Origin of the sequence: Paenibacillus sp. Soil750 (genome assembly GCF_001428045.1) — a bacterium.
Lineage (GTDB): Bacteria > Bacillota > Bacilli > Paenibacillales > NBRC-103111 > Paenibacillus_E > Paenibacillus_E allorhizoplanae.
Window position 1 is genome coordinate 150,058 of sequence record NZ_LMSD01000034.1, and the last position, 14,973, is coordinate 165,030.

The 14,973-nt window shown below is 46.7% G+C and carries 17 protein-coding genes; 15 read left to right on the forward strand and 2 right to left on the reverse strand.

What is annotated here, in order from left to right; translation table 11 throughout:
• Positions 1-129 precede the first annotated feature (129 nt).
• Genes ASL11_RS25220 through ASL11_RS25230 form a run of 3 tightly spaced genes read left to right on the forward strand, consistent with a single transcriptional unit; the run spans position 130 to position 4,776 of the window.
• Complete coding sequence (locus tag ASL11_RS25220) at positions 130-1,179, forward strand: M42 family metallopeptidase (protein WP_235550577.1); 1,050 nt, start codon at positions 130-132, stop codon at positions 1,177-1,179.
• Positions 1,176-3,125: an ABC-F family ATP-binding cassette domain-containing protein gene (locus ASL11_RS25225; RefSeq protein ID WP_056621027.1), complete on the forward strand. Its 1,950-nt coding sequence runs from the start codon at positions 1,176-1,178 to the stop codon at positions 3,123-3,125. The genes ASL11_RS25220 and ASL11_RS25225 overlap by 4 nt, the downstream gene beginning before the upstream one ends.
• A 37-nt stretch (positions 3,126-3,162) precedes the next feature.
• The gene (locus ASL11_RS25230; protein WP_056621030.1) at positions 3,163-4,776 is read left to right on the forward strand and encodes an ABC-F family ATP-binding cassette domain-containing protein; all 1,614 of its coding nucleotides are present in this window, start codon (positions 3,163-3,165) and stop codon (positions 4,774-4,776) included.
• An 81-nt stretch (positions 4,777-4,857) separates the two neighbouring features.
• Here the strand turns inward: ASL11_RS25230 and ASL11_RS25235 are convergent, their stop codons facing one another.
• Positions 4,858-5,079, reverse strand: coding sequence for a hypothetical protein (locus ASL11_RS25235; RefSeq protein WP_056621033.1), 222 nt, complete (start codon positions 5,077-5,079; stop codon positions 4,858-4,860).
• A 73-nt stretch (positions 5,080-5,152) separates the two neighbouring features.
• Between ASL11_RS25235 and ASL11_RS25240 the strand changes: the two genes are divergently transcribed.
• The 3 genes from ASL11_RS25240 to ASL11_RS25250 are packed head-to-tail and all read left to right on the forward strand — an operon-like array spanning position 5,153 to position 6,398.
• Complete coding sequence (locus ASL11_RS25240) at positions 5,153-5,671, forward strand: hypothetical protein (RefSeq protein ID WP_056621036.1); 519 nt, start codon at positions 5,153-5,155, stop codon at positions 5,669-5,671.
• A gap of 2 nt (positions 5,672-5,673) precedes the next feature.
• Positions 5,674-5,997: a thioredoxin family protein gene (locus ASL11_RS25245; protein ID WP_056621039.1), complete on the forward strand. Its 324-nt coding sequence runs from the start codon at positions 5,674-5,676 to the stop codon at positions 5,995-5,997.
• Between the two features lie 14 nt (positions 5,998-6,011).
• Positions 6,012-6,398 carry a kinase-associated lipoprotein B gene (locus ASL11_RS25250; protein ID WP_056621041.1) on the forward strand — a complete coding sequence of 129 codons (387 nt, stop codon included), beginning with the start codon at positions 6,012-6,014 and terminating at the stop codon, positions 6,396-6,398.
• Here ASL11_RS25250 and ASL11_RS25255 read toward each other — a convergent pair.
• Positions 6,395-6,616 carry a hypothetical protein gene (locus ASL11_RS25255; RefSeq protein WP_056621044.1) on the reverse strand — a complete coding sequence of 74 codons (222 nt, stop codon included), beginning with the start codon at positions 6,614-6,616 and terminating at the stop codon, positions 6,395-6,397. The genes ASL11_RS25250 and ASL11_RS25255 overlap by 4 nt on opposite strands.
• Before the next feature lie 256 nt (positions 6,617-6,872).
• Here ASL11_RS25255 and ASL11_RS25260 point away from each other — a divergent pair, with 256 nt between their 5' ends.
• The 9 genes from ASL11_RS25260 to purT all read left to right on the forward strand — a co-directional run bounded on the left by ASL11_RS25260 (position 6,873) and on the right by purT (position 14,943).
• On the forward strand, positions 6,873-7,949 hold the full coding sequence (locus tag ASL11_RS25260) for a Gfo/Idh/MocA family protein (protein ID WP_056621046.1): 1,077 nt from the start codon (positions 6,873-6,875) through the stop codon (positions 7,947-7,949).
• A gap of 17 nt (positions 7,950-7,966) precedes the next feature.
• Complete coding sequence (locus tag ASL11_RS25265) at positions 7,967-8,602, forward strand: trimeric intracellular cation channel family protein (protein WP_082595807.1); 636 nt, start codon at positions 7,967-7,969, stop codon at positions 8,600-8,602.
• 47 nt (positions 8,603-8,649) lie between these two features.
• Positions 8,650-9,129 carry a hypothetical protein gene (locus ASL11_RS25270; protein WP_056621050.1) on the forward strand — a complete coding sequence of 160 codons (480 nt, stop codon included), beginning with the start codon at positions 8,650-8,652 and terminating at the stop codon, positions 9,127-9,129.
• 302 nt (positions 9,130-9,431) lie between these two features.
• The gene (locus ASL11_RS36730) at positions 9,432-9,587 is read left to right on the forward strand and encodes a hypothetical protein (RefSeq protein ID WP_157257047.1); all 156 of its coding nucleotides are present in this window, start codon (positions 9,432-9,434) and stop codon (positions 9,585-9,587) included.
• Between the two features lie 29 nt (positions 9,588-9,616).
• Positions 9,617-10,279, forward strand: coding sequence for a hypothetical protein (locus tag ASL11_RS25275; RefSeq protein ID WP_056621052.1), 663 nt, complete (start codon positions 9,617-9,619; stop codon positions 10,277-10,279).
• Between the two features lie 68 nt (positions 10,280-10,347).
• Positions 10,348-10,488: a hypothetical protein gene (locus tag ASL11_RS36735; protein ID WP_157257048.1), complete on the forward strand. Its 141-nt coding sequence runs from the start codon at positions 10,348-10,350 to the stop codon at positions 10,486-10,488.
• Positions 10,489-10,560: 72 nt separating this feature from the next.
• The gene (locus tag ASL11_RS25280) at positions 10,561-11,454 is read left to right on the forward strand and encodes an ATP-binding protein (protein WP_235550578.1); all 894 of its coding nucleotides are present in this window, start codon (positions 10,561-10,563) and stop codon (positions 11,452-11,454) included.
• Between the two features lie 28 nt (positions 11,455-11,482).
• Positions 11,483-13,387: a nitric oxide reductase activation protein NorD gene (locus tag ASL11_RS25285; RefSeq protein ID WP_235550579.1), complete on the forward strand. Its 1,905-nt coding sequence runs from the start codon at positions 11,483-11,485 to the stop codon at positions 13,385-13,387.
• Between the two features lie 377 nt (positions 13,388-13,764).
• Positions 13,765-14,943: a formate-dependent phosphoribosylglycinamide formyltransferase gene (purT, locus tag ASL11_RS25290; protein WP_056621057.1), complete on the forward strand. Its 1,179-nt coding sequence runs from the start codon at positions 13,765-13,767 to the stop codon at positions 14,941-14,943.
• Positions 14,944-14,973 lie beyond the last annotated feature (30 nt).

The following is a 14,973-nucleotide window of genomic DNA, read 5'->3' on the forward strand; positions in this document are numbered from 1 at the left end:
ACAGTGTAGTATCCTTAGAAGAGGCTCGTTCTTGACGTTGTCATGGACGAGCGAAAATTCTTAGGCTGCACTGTTTTTTGTGTGTTTAGCGCAGGTGCGAAATTACATAGACATGGGAGAGGAATCCAAGTGAAGTCTAAATTAAATAGAGCTTACATGACAGAAGTTCTAGAAATGCTGCTGAGGACTCCTAGTCCAACAGGGTATACGCATCACATTATGCAAAAAGTTGAGCTAGAAGTGAGTAAACTTGGCTTTGAGCTTTCTTATACGAATAAAGGCTGCGGCATCGTGACCATTCCAGGCGCGAGTTCTGATCGTGTAATTGGTATTTCCGCGCACGTGGACACACTTGGTGCTATGGTTCGCTCAATTAAAGAAAATGGCACGTTGAAAATTACGTCGCTTGGCGGTTTTATGATGGGTGCAATTGAGAATGAGTACGTGCAAATTCATACCCGTGATGAGCGTGTTTATGATGGTACGATTCTTACGTCCAGACCATCCGTACACGTATACGAAGATGCGAGAGAGTACAAGCGCGATGAGGCGAATATGGAAGTTCGCATTGATGAGTTAGTGAACTCCAAAAAAGATGTGCAAGCACTTGGCATCCGCGTTGGCGATTTCATCTCTTTCGATCCGCGTGTACAGGTGAAGGAAAATGGGTATGTGAAATCTCGCCATTTGGATGATAAAGCAAGCGTTGCATCCTTGTTTGGTCTTCTTAAATGGATGAAAGAGCAAGATATCCAACCGTTCTATACGATTAAACTGTTCTTCTCCAATTATGAAGAGGTGGGTCATGGCTCATCTTTTATTCCAGAAGATATTACAGACTTTATCGCAGTAGATATGGGTGCGCTTGGTGACGATTTGAGCGGAAGCGAGCGCGATGTTTCCATTTGCGCGAAAGATTCGTCAGGGCCTTACGACTATGCAATGACGTCGAAAATGATTGAGCATGCCGAGAAACTGGAAATCGGCTATGCCGTGGACATTTATCCGCGCTACGGATCCGATGCATCCGCAGCGCTTAGAGGCGGCCGTGACATTCGTGCGGCGCTAATAGGGCCAGGAGTTCATGCGTCACATAGCATGGAGCGAACGCATATGGATGCTGTAGTGAACACAGCAGCCCTTCTTGCGGCGTACATCCAGGAGCCGGTGCAAGGATGAATATTCTAAGCGCAGTCGATATAACCAAAACCTATGGCGACAAAGTGCTCTTCGATGATATCTCGTTCACGCTAAACGAGAAGCAGCGCATTGGGCTCATCGGCGTGAACGGCACAGGCAAGTCCACGCTGCTGAAGATGCTGGCGGGTCTGGAAACACCGGATCGCGGCAAGCTTGTGCACGCGAACCATTTCCGTGTGGAATACTTGCCGCAAAACCCAGAGTTCGATCCAAACTCTACGGTGCTTGAGCAAGTATTCCACGGCGATTCTCCGCTCATGAAGACGCTGCGCGACTATGAGCTGGCTCTTGCGGAGTTGGAGCAGGATTCCGGAAGCGAGAAGAAACAAGCGCGCCTATTCTCTGCTCAGGCGCGCATGGATGAGCAAGGTGCCTGGGAAGCAAGCACCTTAGCCAAAACCGTGCTGATGAAGCTCGGCATCAGCGAGTTCGACAAGCCCGTCGGCCAGCTGTCCGGTGGTCAGCGCAAACGCGTCGCCATGGCGCGCGTGCTCATTCAACCCGCCGATCTTCTCATCCTGGATGAGCCGACGAACCATATTGATAACGAGACGGCCATCTGGCTCGAGGAATTCCTCAGCAAATGGCGCGGCGCTTTGCTGCTCGTTACCCATGACCGGTACTTCCTAGAGCGGGTCACCACCCGCATTCTGGAGCTGGACCGGGGCAAGATCTACAGCTATGAGGGGAACTACGAGTGGTTCCTCGAGAAGAAGGCGGAGCGGATGGATTCCGAAGCCGCTAGTGAAGATAAGCGGCAGAATCTCCTCCGCCGCGAGCTGGCCTGGCTCCGTCGTGGCGCTAAGGCACGCACGACGAAACAGAAGGCGCGTATTAACCGCGCCGAGGATTTAAGGGACCGCAAGGTTGACGGTCCCGGTGAGAAGCTCGACATGGCGCTGGCTGGCAGCCGCCTTGGCAAAAAGGTGATGGAGCTTGACGACATCACCAAGTCTTTCTCAGGCGGGAAGCAGCTGCTCAGCGGCTTCAGCTACATTGTGATGCCGAAGGATCGTCTCGGCATCATTGGTCCGAACGGCAGCGGCAAGTCGACGCTGCTTAACATGCTCGCCGGGCGGATTCAGCCCGACAGTGGCACGATTGAGACCGGCACAACCGTCAAGTTGGCCTATTACACGCAAGAGAACGTCGAAATGGACGAGAAGATGCGTGTGATTGAATACATCAAGGAAGCCGCAGAACAGATCCGCACGTCGGATGGTGAAACCATTTCGGCCGCACAGATGCTTGAGCGCTTCTTATTCTCTCCTAATTTGCAGTGGTCGCCAATCGGCAAACTCTCGGGTGGAGAGCGCCGTAGACTTTATTTGTTACGTACGTTAATGGGCGAACCGAATGTTTTGCTTCTCGATGAGCCGACCAATGACTTGGACATCCAAACTTTGACGATACTGGAAGATTATCTAGATCAATTCTCCGGAGCTGTTATTACGGTTTCCCATGATCGATACTTTTTGGATCGAACCGTGACGCATTTATTTGCCTTCGACGGTAATGGTGGGATAGAGCCCTTCATTGGAACATATTCCGACTATTTGGAAGACAAACGGGAACAAGAAGAGGCGGAGCAAGCTCGGAAAGAAATTATTCGCCAAGCGAGTGCGAAGACGACTAGCGGTACTCCTGTTGCAAATCCTTCAAGCTCAGCTCCAGCCATGAATCGTCCGAAGAAACTTTCGTTTAAAGACCAGAAGGAATGGGACGAAATCGAGAGCACAATTGCTACTTTGGAGGACAAAGTCGACAGCTTGAAAAAGCAAATCGAAAACTCTGGAAGTAACTTTGATCTCGCTCGTGATCTCTATGAACAAGAGCAACAAACCGCTGCGGAGCTTGAGGCTGCAATGGAAAGATGGACTTATTTATCAGAGTTAGTAGAAGAAATAGAGCGAAATAAGTTATGATAGAAGAAAATATTATAAAGGCAGGTATATAGACCCCATGATTAATGTAAATAACGTGACGCTTCGTTATGGCAAGAGAGCCCTGTTCGAAGACGCCAATATTAAATTCACACCAGGAAATTGCTACGGTTTGATCGGAGCGAATGGTGCAGGTAAATCCACATTCCTCAAAATTCTTTCCGGTGAAATCGAGCCTAACACAGGTGAAGTGAGCATCACACCAGGTGAGCGTATGGCTGTCCTTAAACAAAATCATTACGAATTTGATGATATTGAAGTTTTGAAAACTGTTGTTATGGGGCATTCCCGTTTGTACAAAATCATGGAAGAGAAAGATGCTTTGTATGCAAAGGCTGATTTCTCCGAAGAAGATGGCATGAGAGCAGCTGAGCTCGAAGGCGAATTCCAAGATCTTGATGGTTGGCAAGCTGAATCCGACGCAGCTGAGCTTTTGATTGGTCTAGGTATTCCAACATCCCTGCATGATACGAAAATGAAGGATCTTGATGGCAACGAGAAAGTTCGCGTGCTCTTAGCACAAGCTCTATTCGGTAACCCGAACATTCTGTTACTCGATGAGCCTACCAACCATTTGAACTTGGAGTCTATTAAATGGCTTGAGCACTTCTTGTCCCGTTTCGAAGGCACTGTTATCGTCGTATCACATGACCGTCACTTCTTGAACCAAGTATGTACGCATATTGCTGATATCGACTTTGGTAAAATCCAAATGTACGTTGGTAACTACGACTGGTGGTACGAGTCCAGCCAACTGGCGCTTCGTTTGGCACGTGATGCGAACAAGAAAACGGAAGAAAAACGCAAAGAGTTGGAAGCCTTTATCGCTCGCTTTAGTGCGAATGCATCCAAATCCAAGCAAGCGACTTCCCGTAAAAAACAATTGGAAAAACTTACTCTTGAAGATATTCGTCCATCTAGCCGTAAATATCCGTTTATTCACTTCAAAGGTGAGCGTGAAGCTGGTAAGCAATTGCTTGCAGTTGAAAGTCTTTCCAAAACGATTGATGGTGTTCAAGTACTGAACAATGTGACATTCACCCTGAACAAAGGGGATAAAGTTGCTTTCGTAGGCCCAGACGGGATTGCCAAAACAACCTTATTCAAAATTTTGATGGGCGAAATGGAAGCGGACAGCGGTACGTTCTCATGGGGCGTAACGACATCGCAAGCTTATTTCCCAAAAGACAGCCAAGACTACTTCAATTCCGAACTAACTCTTGTGGATTGGTTGCGTCAATATTCCAAAGATCCGGATGAGTCATTCCTACGCGGATTCCTAGGACGCATGTTGTTCTCTGGTGAAGAAGCATTGAAAAAAGCGAATGTCCTTTCAGGAGGAGAAAAAGTTCGTTGTATGTTTTCCAAAATGATGCTGAGCGGTGCTAATGTGCTTATTCTTGATGAGCCTACGAATCACTTGGATTTGGAATCCATCACTGCATTAAACAATGGTCTAGTTGATTCCGACTGCACGATGCTGTTCGTCTCCCATGACCATCAGTTCATTCAAACGATTGCGAATCGCGTCATGGAGTTGACACCGAAAGGTCTCATCGACAAAATGCTGACGTACGATGAGTACTTGGAAAGCGAAGACGTGAAGAAACAACGTGAAATTCAATACGCATAATCATATAAGTAAAAAAGTATAAAAGTAAAAAGCGCCCTGAAGTAGTACTCTCAGGGCGCTTTTAGCTACACAAAGTGTTGTCTAGCTGCCGCCGGTGCGACGGCGTTGGTTATTTACTTTTTTGGTCATTTGGCTTTTCGCAGTTTGATTCGCATTTCCTGCTGCTTTCGGGTTAGCACGAGCTGCGGCTTGATCCGCTTGTTTCTGAGCTAGTTTGGCTTTGATCGCGTCGGCTAAACTGACTTTTTTGACACCTTGTGGTTCGACCTGGTCGGATTGCTGGTCTTGAGGCTTGTCTGACATAAGAACACCTTCTTTACGTGGTATATCCATAGTATAATCGAATCAAAGAAAAGATGAAAGAAGGTGTGTGGGGATGTTTGATCCGACGATCTATGACAATATCAAAGTTGTGCTTGAAGGAGCCGTCTATGATTTGGATTTGGAAGGTAAAATCATCATAACACGAAGAGAAGATTTAATTGACTTGTCCTCGATGTCTCGCACATTTGCTATTGAATTTGCTAGACAAGTGGGATTACCGAATAAAGCGGAAATTCACTTACATGTGCATTTGAGTGATTTGGCAGCTGAAATTCTAGAAAATCCTACGGCTAAGCCTGGGTGCACGCTGTTAATTAAGCTTCATACGTATGTGAACGATCCAGAAACTGATTGTCCGATGATTGAAGCACAATTGAATGCTTTTTGGGAACAGCGCCCTCGTATTACCCAACAAATTTCCTATCTGTATGGAGAACAACCAGAGGAGTATCGCAATCTCATTACGCTATCCTTTGGCCGCAAAATTGATGAGAGCCATCTTGATGACTTTTCTGATCTGATTGACTATGCGTTTGAAAGCTTAGTATGGCTGGATGAAAGAGGGGCATAGCGATGCAAGAGTTATCTCAACAAGATTTACAATCCAAAGTAAATCAAGATCACGATAAATCATTTGCTGTCTTTATGTACACGCCGTTATGCGGTACTTGCAAAGTAACTGAGCGCATGTTGGACATTATCCTGACGATGAAGCCAAACATGCCTTTAGTGAAATGTAATATTAATTTTCTGCCTCACATCAGTCAAGAATGGCAAATTGCAAGTGTCCCTTGCGTGGTCATCATCGAACCTGGGAAAGAGAAGCAATATATATATCGGATGCAATCCGTGGATGAGCTATACCGCAGACTAAGGCCATTAGTAGAACAAGAATAGGAGTGGAGTATACAATGAGTTTTCAAATCGGAGACCGCGTTATTGCTGAGTATAAAACAGGGGTTTATTATGGTGAGGTTGTAGAAATGACCTCTAGCATGAAGGCGGCAGTTCGCATTCTTGCCGTAAAGGATCACCCAACACAAGGAGATTTACATAATCCGATGGATCCAAGCGTAGCTTTTTTTCATCAAAGAAGGGCATTATCCCATCAAGAGATCGCATTAATGCCAATTGCAACGATTCGTCCTTATGCGGGTGAGGTGCCAGATTACCAAGTGTCTCTGAAGAGAGCGCTATTGGCTCAGATCGATAAGCTGTCAGACATGGAAGCATGGGCCCGACGCTCTCTGCAGGAGCTTGATCAGCTGAGTAAAGAATATTTTCCACCGTCCAATTAGGAAACTTCTAAGTACAACTTAGTACCATCATTGTATTTGAAAATAGCTACATCACCAATGATCTCGATCATCGAGATCATTTTTAATTTTCTGCGAAATTCAAAATGTAGTTCGTATTCCTTTAATTTAGTTGAAAGTAACTCCATCTGGGAACGTTTATGAGTAAAATTCATCACAGGTATCGATTTATTCTTGAAACGGATTGTGTTTGCTTGCATGTTCAAAACCCTCCTTTACACGGTAAATGCTGCTTTGTTGCTGCCTTACACTATTTAGGATACATTTCAAATGTTAAATATGTTTGCGTGCAACTATTAAAAAAGTTTTAGCAATTTATTATATGTGAATAATAGCGCTACAGGGCTAGTTCCGCTAAGATAAATTTTAGAGAGCCAGATTCATGGTTGCGGGGAGGGTTAACCCCATTTATAATAGATAAGATTGTATTCTAACAGGTTCTGGAGGGTCACAGAAATGACAGAAACAAAACCAACTCGCATTGGGATTATTGGCGCCGGAAATATCGGAAATGTACACATGGAGACGTTTAAAACGATACCATGGGCGCAGCTAGCAGGTGTGACAGATGTCTATTTGCCGCTTGCTGAAATGAGAGCGAAAGATCATAACATTGAACAGGTATATGCAAATTCAGATAAATTGTTAGCGGATCCTACGATTGATGCCGTTGTCATTGCTGTTTCGAATGAGTGGCATGCACCAATTGCGGTAAAGGCGTTAGAGGCTGGCAAGCATGTCATGCTGGAAAAGCCGATGGCGATCGATTTAGCATCAGCTCGTCAAATTGTTGAAGCAGAGCGCAAATCGGGCAAGATTCTCATGATTCCGCACCAAATGCGTTGGGAAGCTTCGTCCATAGCTGTGAAGGAGCAAGTGGAAAAAGGTGCGCTTGGTCACATTTATCATGCGAAAGCGAGCTATTTGAGACGTAAGGGTATTCCAGGCTGGGGAACATGGTTCACCCAAATGGATAAATCAGGCGGAGGTCCCTTAATCGATCTTGGTGTACATATGTTAGATCTAACGCTGTATTTAATGGGGAATCCAAAGCCGGTTTCCGTTTATGGATCAACCTATGCAGAGTTCGGACCGCGCAAGCAAGGGATTGGCACATGGGGAGCCCCAAATTGGGAAGGGAAATTTGATGTCGAGGATTTAGCAACAGCCTTGATTAAATTTGAAAATGGGGCAACTCTTTCCTTGGATGTCAGCTGGGCAGGCCTACTGGAGACGGATAACTTGCCAGTCGTGCAGCTGCTTGGTTCTGAAGGCGGTGCCTATTTGAAAGGTGCAAAAGGAAAGCTTTTTGCTGAAAAATTCGATCGAATCGTGGAAACGGAGCTTTCGCCGCCTGCAGCGAATGATGATCCGCGTGCACGAATGGTGCAGCATTTCTTGTCCAGTATTTCGAGTGGTTCTCAGCCGATTACTTCTGTCATGACAGGTTACACGAATAATTTGATCCTAGATGCGATTTACCGTTCGTCGCAAACGGGCGATGAAGTGAAATTGAACTGGGACATCGAGTAGACAGGGGCTGCAAGCAAGTGAACTGGGAGTTATTTAGTATCATCGGGACGATCGCCTTCGCAGTTAGTGGTGCGATTGTGGCGATGGAAGAGGAATATGATATCTTAGGTGTGTATGTACTTGGGCTTGTTACAGCATTTGGTGGCGGAATCATCCGCAATATGCTCATCGGAAAACCGATTGTACTTCTGTGGGAGCAAGGGATGTATTTTCAAATCGCATTATTTGCAATGACAGTTGTCTTCCTGATGCCTGTGAAATATATTCGAATGTGGAAAACTTGGGAAGCCTTCTTCGATGCAATTGGCTTAGCAGCATTCGCTATCCAAGGGGCGCTCTATGCAACGAATATGGGCCATCCATTAAGTGCCATCATTGTTGCCGCGGTACTCACGGGGATTGGCGGAGGTATGGTCCGTGATGTGCTGGCAGGTCGTAAACCGTTGGTGCTCAAAGATGAAATTTATGCGGTCTGGGGTATGCTTGCGGGCGCTTTAGTTGGGCTTGGTTGGTCACAGGGCACATGGCAGTTAGCCATTCTTTTTGCACTTATCATCATTTTGCGCATGTTCTCAGTTAACTACAAATGGAAGCTGCCGAAACGCTCTTTGCGTGATACTTTAGTGGAATCCACACGAAGATCAGATTCGTAGTCCAATTCAGCTGCATAGTAATTGTTTGGGGATAGGAGGAGAGTCAAATGGAAGCATCTTTAACACAGCAACAGAAAATTTCAGCTGAAACGATTGCGACCCGTATTATTTCCGTCAAGGAATTGTTGCAAACGGAGTTAGATCTGTATGAAATATCGAAGGATTCAGAGACTGGTGAACATTACTTGCATTATGCCTACATGCACCGAGATTTCACCAATACGGGAGAGCCAGAGTCCTTTCATTACTTAATGCCAATAGAGAATGATGATGTGCTAGGTATGATTTTTGGCGAGCAGGGGTATGCCTATCCTGAGCATTGGAATGCTTCCTTTTTGAGAAATGGGCCAGAAGGCTTCTACATCTGGTTTGATCCTTCCCACGAAGCAGAACAATCCGAGGATGAGGCCATAGCGGCAGAGCTCCTTCAGAAGCTTCGAGCTTTTCATGATCAAGGAAATGTAGACCCGGAAGCCGTACGTAAGCTGTTGGAAGATATGGATGAGACTCGGAAGAAAGAAGATTAGATGTAAAGTGAAATGAACCTCCGTCGCCACCGCTCAAACTTGAGTGGTGGCGACGGAGGTTTTTTTGTGATTTACTTAACCATCCACATTTCATCGAACTGCGAAAATAAAACAGATATATCAGGCGTTACCACGAAGTACATAACTCATGTAAATAAGTGCAGATTCCCATTTGCTATATCAAGCTAGGGGTGTCAGAAGATGAACTGTCATATTTTCACCGAGACGTTTAGTAAAAATAAGGGAAATAGACCATATTAAAACTAGTGTCAATTTAAAATTAAGAAAGGGGGCATATAAACATGGAAATGGAATCGTATCATTTTGCAAATTTAGGTATTCATGAGGAATTAATGCAAGATCTTCGCAATCTAGAAACTCGCATGAAAGAAGAATTAGGGTACGAAATTGCGCTAATTGCGTATACCAAGGAAGCAGATGGGCTCCCAAGCAAGTAATATATACAGAGAAATAGGGGGGAATGACGATGAAAGCTGTGAAAATGTCAGTCATCATGACGGCTGCCTTCGTCGGCTTGACGGGGTGTTCAGCAACTCACTCAAACAAAATAGAACAGGCATCGCTTTCTATTCAGAGTGTAGGACTATCCGATTCTGGAGATGCGAAGCATCGCGACCATTTGAAGGGAATAGCACCTGCCAAAAAAGTAGATCAATCACGAATAGAGGAAGAGAATCCACATCACAATACCTATCTTTCCATGAACCGCGAAGTAGCTGATCAAGTGATGCAAGAGGCTCGTTTAGGTACTACTTCAATCGCAATGACGGATACGAATATCTACGTAGCTGTTGATATGGGAGAGTTCCAAGATCCAGGTATGAATGATCAAGTTAAGCGATTAAGCAAGTATAACGATTCAGCGACGGAAGCTGGATTATTCGGTTCAGGCATGGGCGCTCATATGGATTGGGTATCTGCGAAGCCTTTACCTAGTGACAGCCTCAATGTGATTCGTCATGTTTTGACGCGTATTTATCCTGATTCGCATATTTTCATTTCGTCAAATGCTTTGTTCGTAAACCGAATGATGTACTACGACATGCAGCAACGAAAAAATAAACGCATGGATATGTACTTGCACGAGTTTAATACCATGGTGCAATATACGTTCAATAGTCCCAAATGAGTAATAAATACAAAGTTCGCGCCTATTGCAGCTCGAAAATATGTGAATATGTCCACAAGGAAGACGTGATGATTGCAATTAATTATGAAACGGCCTACAGCTTGGCGCAGGTATATAACGAATTTGGGTCTAAACCAAGCTGCCCTTCTTGTGGTGAAGCCATGGCTTTCTATGCCCATTCCGTCATTGAGGAGCCTTGGTTAACCTGATGAAGCTTGACAATTCGCGCTTTCCTGATAATAGTTAGAGAATAATGCAATCAGGAGAGGATTACCAACGCGATGATGACAGATTTTTTGAAAATAGATGGTTTACCACCAGAGGTTCGAGCGCGATTGGAGGAGCAAAAGCAAATCCTTCATTCCGCCGAGGACAGTAAGCTAATCGGAATTGCAGCATATGAAGCTCCCACAGAAGAGCTGCTCACAGATGCGATTTTGTCACTTTTTCTAGGCAAAAATGTACTCTTAAAGGGGCCGACAGGGTCTGGCAAAACGAAACTTGCAGAGCACGTATCCGCTATCTTTCATCAGCCTATGCACAGCGTGAATTGTTCCACGGATTTGGATGCGGAGGCGTTACTTGGCTTCAAAACACTAACACATGATGAGCAAGGCCGCAGTCAAATTATGTTTATCCCTGGTCCAATTATGAAAGCGATGACCAAAGGACACTTGCTCTACATTGATGAGATTAATATGGCCAAACCAGAAACACTGCCTCTTATCAATGGCGTGCTGGATCACCGCAGATCAATAACAAACCCATTCACAGGCGAAGTAATTATTGCGCATCCGAATTTCAGAGTTGTCGCAGCGATTAATGAAGGCTACATTGGTACTGTTCCGTTAAATGAAGCGCTGAAAAATCGTTTTGTCACTGTGGAAGTGCCTTATTTACAAGGAGAATTATTGTTTCAGTTGTTAAAAAGCCGTTCCGTGTTGCGTGATGAAAAGTTGATACGTACTTTCGTACAACTATCTGCTGATTTACTTTCCCTGATTGAAATGGGGCAACTGCCCGATGAAGCCGGTTCGATTAGGGCCTTGTTAGATGCGTGTGATTTGGCGGCGTATATACCACCTATGCGGGCAGTTACGCGGGCGATTGCGGATAAGCTAGAGGATGAAAGGGAACGTGCAGCTGTGATGAATACGGCTGAAACGTTACTGTAAAACCATGTTCGTAGGAAGCCTTAGCCGATTGGATGATAAAATCGATGCGCTGCTCCACATGCAGTTGGTGGATTTGGCTCGTTTATTTACGAAACGTGAAAAGCTGGAAGTTGAGGCTGGATATCACGCTCATTATGATGAAACTGCTTTGCAAATGACGGTTAGTCAGTTTTGGTGGGACTATCCGCTTCGTGATAAAACAGCGGGTATGAAAAGCGATGTATATCTGCGTTGCCTTGGCAGCGCTTGGTTTACAGGAAAAGAGGCAGTGACTACCTACCTCCATTACTGTTCAAGTGTCAGGTTTCCGAAGCTAGCGAATAGCTTATTTGCACTATGTGAGGATATGCGCTTGGAGCGAATTTGCCGCAGCCAACGTTCTGGAATGGGAGCTGTATTTGCACATCGGCATCAGATCTTAGGCGGATATTTCGGGCATAAGCTCCGAACGCATGTTAGCAAAGGTGAGTTGGCAGATGCGTTACTGTTGATCGTGTATGGTTGGTTTACTGGAAAGTCATGGCAAGGTGAGTCGTTCTCTTCTGCGATTGGCAGCGAGTTAACGGGCCGTTTAGGTGGACTCTATGCAATGCTAGAGCAAGTAGAGGAAGCGGCGCATACGGCTCAAGTTGCGGTTTTGTGTGAAGACATACTGGAGAAGATGTCCCCGTTGTTGGAGCGTGATGCTGTGTCTGCGTACTTCTGGACACAGCAGGGAAGCGGGAGTGCAGATCCCCTCCCTGCGGACTATAAAGGCGAGTTGAGGCGCGCGAAACGGCTCGCTAACGATGATGTGCTCCCCGATCAAGAGGGGGAGCGTCAACTGCCGGGCCAAGAGCGGATGCCGACTTGGCATCGTGAGAGCAGCGACCGCAGCCCAGGGCTGCTGCGTTTCGAGCTGGAGCGCGGCGCTCGTACCGCCGCGCAGGGCTCTGCGCCCCGTGAGGGCGATGCCGCCGACCAGGCGCTCGCCATCACCCAGGGGCGCTCGCAGCGCGCCCAGCGCACCGGCGCCGCCGTTGAGCGGCGCCAAGGGCCTTCCGTGCCCGCTGCCGCGGGGCACGGAGAGGGCGAGGTCGCCGCGTATGCGACGGCGACCTGGCTCTTGCCTGAACGTCCTACTGCTGCGCAGGAGGACGGGTTCAGGCGCCTGAGCGAGCGCGCAGCGCCGCTTGCGAAGCCCTTGCAGCGTGCAATACGGCGCACGCTGGAGCAGAGGCGGATCGCCCCGCGCGGCGATCGGCTGTTCGGGCGGCTCGATAAGCGGCTAACGCGAGCCGTCACACAAGAGCTGCCGCGCCTCTTCTATAAGAAGCGCGCGCCGGTACCCCAGCTCGACGCGGCGTTCGCGCTGCTCGTCGACTGCTCAGCGTCCATGTATGACAAAATGGACGAAACCAAACTCGGTCTCGTGCTATTCCACGAGACCCTCCGAAACCTCAGAATCCCCCACGAAATTGTGGGATTCTGGGAGGATGCGGACCGCGTAACCGAGCAGGAGGCACCGAACCTGTTCCAGGTTGCGGTGGACTTCGGCTCCTGCCTCGCGTCCGGGAGTGGAGCGGCTCTGATGCAGCTGGAGCCGCAGCAGGACAATCGCGATGGCTTCGCAATACGCGAGATGATGAAGCGGCTGCTGCGGCGCACAGAGCGGCAGCGCATCCTCCTCGTGTTCTCAGATGGGGAGCCTTCGGCAGCCAACTACAACGATGTCGGCATCTTGGATACACATGAAGCAGTTCTGCAAGCTAGACGCATGGGTATCGAGGTGATCAGCGTTTTTCTAGCAAATGGCAACGTGCATGAAACTCAGCGGAACGCGATGCGTAATATGTATGGGCGAAGCAGTATCGTTGTTCCCAATGTGGAAGGATTACATGAACAGCTTGTGCCTATTTTACGTAAACTATTGCTGAAATCGATCCAGTCATGATCAGTTCATTTGCTTGTAATAACCTACATAAACTCCAGTTATTTTTTTTGGTTTTCTAGATGTATCTCTTAAATCCTAAAATTAACTGGAGAAAATCCATTACTCGCTTGAAACTATCTCAATGACGCAAATTAGAAATATTTTTACATATTTTTATATTTTCCCCCCTGTTGAGCCGCAGGCAAAGTGACGGTTAGTGTAACTTCCAACAGCGTAATCTGAAGATCTCATCTATCTTTTAACCTCAAAATCCAGTACAATAGATCAGGGTCAATCTAGGTAAAATTCGCCAAACTCCGACATTATTCGGATGAATCACATACGTAATCATCATTCATAGCTTGAACTCATCTTTCATTTAGGGGGCATTTCATCTCATGTACGGAGCACCATTATCCAACAAATCCAAGAAAATTATGCTGCTTGGCTCTGGTGAGCTAGGTAAAGAAGTTATTATTGAAGCACAGCGACTCGGTATTGAGACGATTGCCGTGGATCGTTATGCGAACGCTCCTGCCATGCAAGTTGCGCATCGCAGCCACGTTATTTCAATGTTGGATGGCGAGCAGCTTCGTGCGGTTATCGAGAAAGAACGCCCGGATCTCATCGTGCCGGAAATTGAAGCAATCGCAACGTCTGTTCTTGTAGAACTTGAAAAAGAAGGCTACCGTGTTATCCCAACGGCGACAGCATCCCGTTTAACAATGGATAGAGAAGGGATTCGTCGACTTGCTTCTGAAACACTGGGACTACGCACGGCCAAATATGAGTTTGCTAATAGCCTTGAAGAATTGCACGCAGCAGTTGCCGTAATCGGGACACCTTGTGTGATCAAGCCAATCATGAGCTCCTCTGGAAAAGGGCAAAGTGTTTGCCGTACACCTGAAGGTGTAGAAGCTTCATGGAACATTGCAATGGAAGGCGGACGTGCCAAAAACGCACGTGTGATCGTCGAAGAATTTATCCATTTTGAATCCGAAATTACGTTGTTGACGGTTCGTTCAGTTTCAGGAACAACGTACTGTGAGCCAATTGGTCACATTCAAAAAGACGGTGATTACATCGAATCTTGGCAGCCGCATACGATGTCTGAGCAGCAAATTGTGGATGCACAGCAAATGGCAAAAACGATTACCGATGCACTTGGTGGTCACGGTCTATATGGCGTTGAATTATTCCTAACTGCAGATGGCGTATACTTCAGTGAAGTGTCCCCGCGTCCGCATGATACAGGGATGGTTACGATGGCTACGCAAGATCTTAGTGAGTTCGCGTTGCATGCGAGAGCGATTCTTGGATTCCCGATAACAGGCGTTCGCTTATTGACGCCAGGTGCCAGCTACACGCTGAAAGCCGATCGCGAGCAAGTAGAATATACCATTAGCGGCATTGACGAGGCGTTATCCGTCCCGAATACGCAAGTAAGAGTATTTGGCAAGCCAGAGACCAAAGTAGGTCGCCGTATGGCTGTTGCTCTGAGTTCTGGGGAAACAGTGGAAGAAGCACGCAGATTAGCTAAAGAAGCAGCTGGAAAGCTCATATTGAATTACAACTAAACTGAATGACTGAAGTACGCTATACCATGT

Coding starts and splice junctions, on each gene's coding strand:
- ASL11_RS25225 (WP_056621027.1), top strand. CDS start 1,176: ATGAATATTCTAAGCGCAGTCGATATAACCAAAACCTATGGCGACAAA.
- ASL11_RS25230 (WP_056621030.1), top strand. CDS start 3,163: ATGATTAATGTAAATAACGTGACGCTTCGTTATGGCAAGAGAGCCCTG.
- ASL11_RS36730 (WP_157257047.1), top strand. CDS start 9,432: ATGGAAATGGAATCGTATCATTTTGCAAATTTAGGTATTCATGAGGAA.
- ASL11_RS25245 (WP_056621039.1), top strand. CDS start 5,674: ATGCAAGAGTTATCTCAACAAGATTTACAATCCAAAGTAAATCAAGAT.
- ASL11_RS36735 (WP_157257048.1), top strand. CDS start 10,348: ATGATTGCAATTAATTATGAAACGGCCTACAGCTTGGCGCAGGTATAT.
- ASL11_RS25260 (WP_056621046.1), top strand. CDS start 6,873: ATGACAGAAACAAAACCAACTCGCATTGGGATTATTGGCGCCGGAAAT.
- ASL11_RS25235 (WP_056621033.1), bottom strand. CDS start 5,079: ATGTCAGACAAGCCTCAAGACCAGCAATCCGACCAGGTCGAACCACAA.
- ASL11_RS25275 (WP_056621052.1), top strand. CDS start 9,617: ATGAAAGCTGTGAAAATGTCAGTCATCATGACGGCTGCCTTCGTCGGC.
- purT (WP_056621057.1), top strand. CDS start 13,765: ATGTACGGAGCACCATTATCCAACAAATCCAAGAAAATTATGCTGCTT.
- ASL11_RS25250 (WP_056621041.1), top strand. CDS start 6,012: ATGAGTTTTCAAATCGGAGACCGCGTTATTGCTGAGTATAAAACAGGG.
- ASL11_RS25270 (WP_056621050.1), top strand. CDS start 8,650: ATGGAAGCATCTTTAACACAGCAACAGAAAATTTCAGCTGAAACGATT.
- ASL11_RS25255 (WP_056621044.1), bottom strand. CDS start 6,616: ATGCAAGCAAACACAATCCGTTTCAAGAATAAATCGATACCTGTGATG.
- ASL11_RS25240 (WP_056621036.1), top strand. CDS start 5,153: ATGTTTGATCCGACGATCTATGACAATATCAAAGTTGTGCTTGAAGGA.
- ASL11_RS25280 (WP_235550578.1), top strand. CDS start 10,561: ATGATGACAGATTTTTTGAAAATAGATGGTTTACCACCAGAGGTTCGA.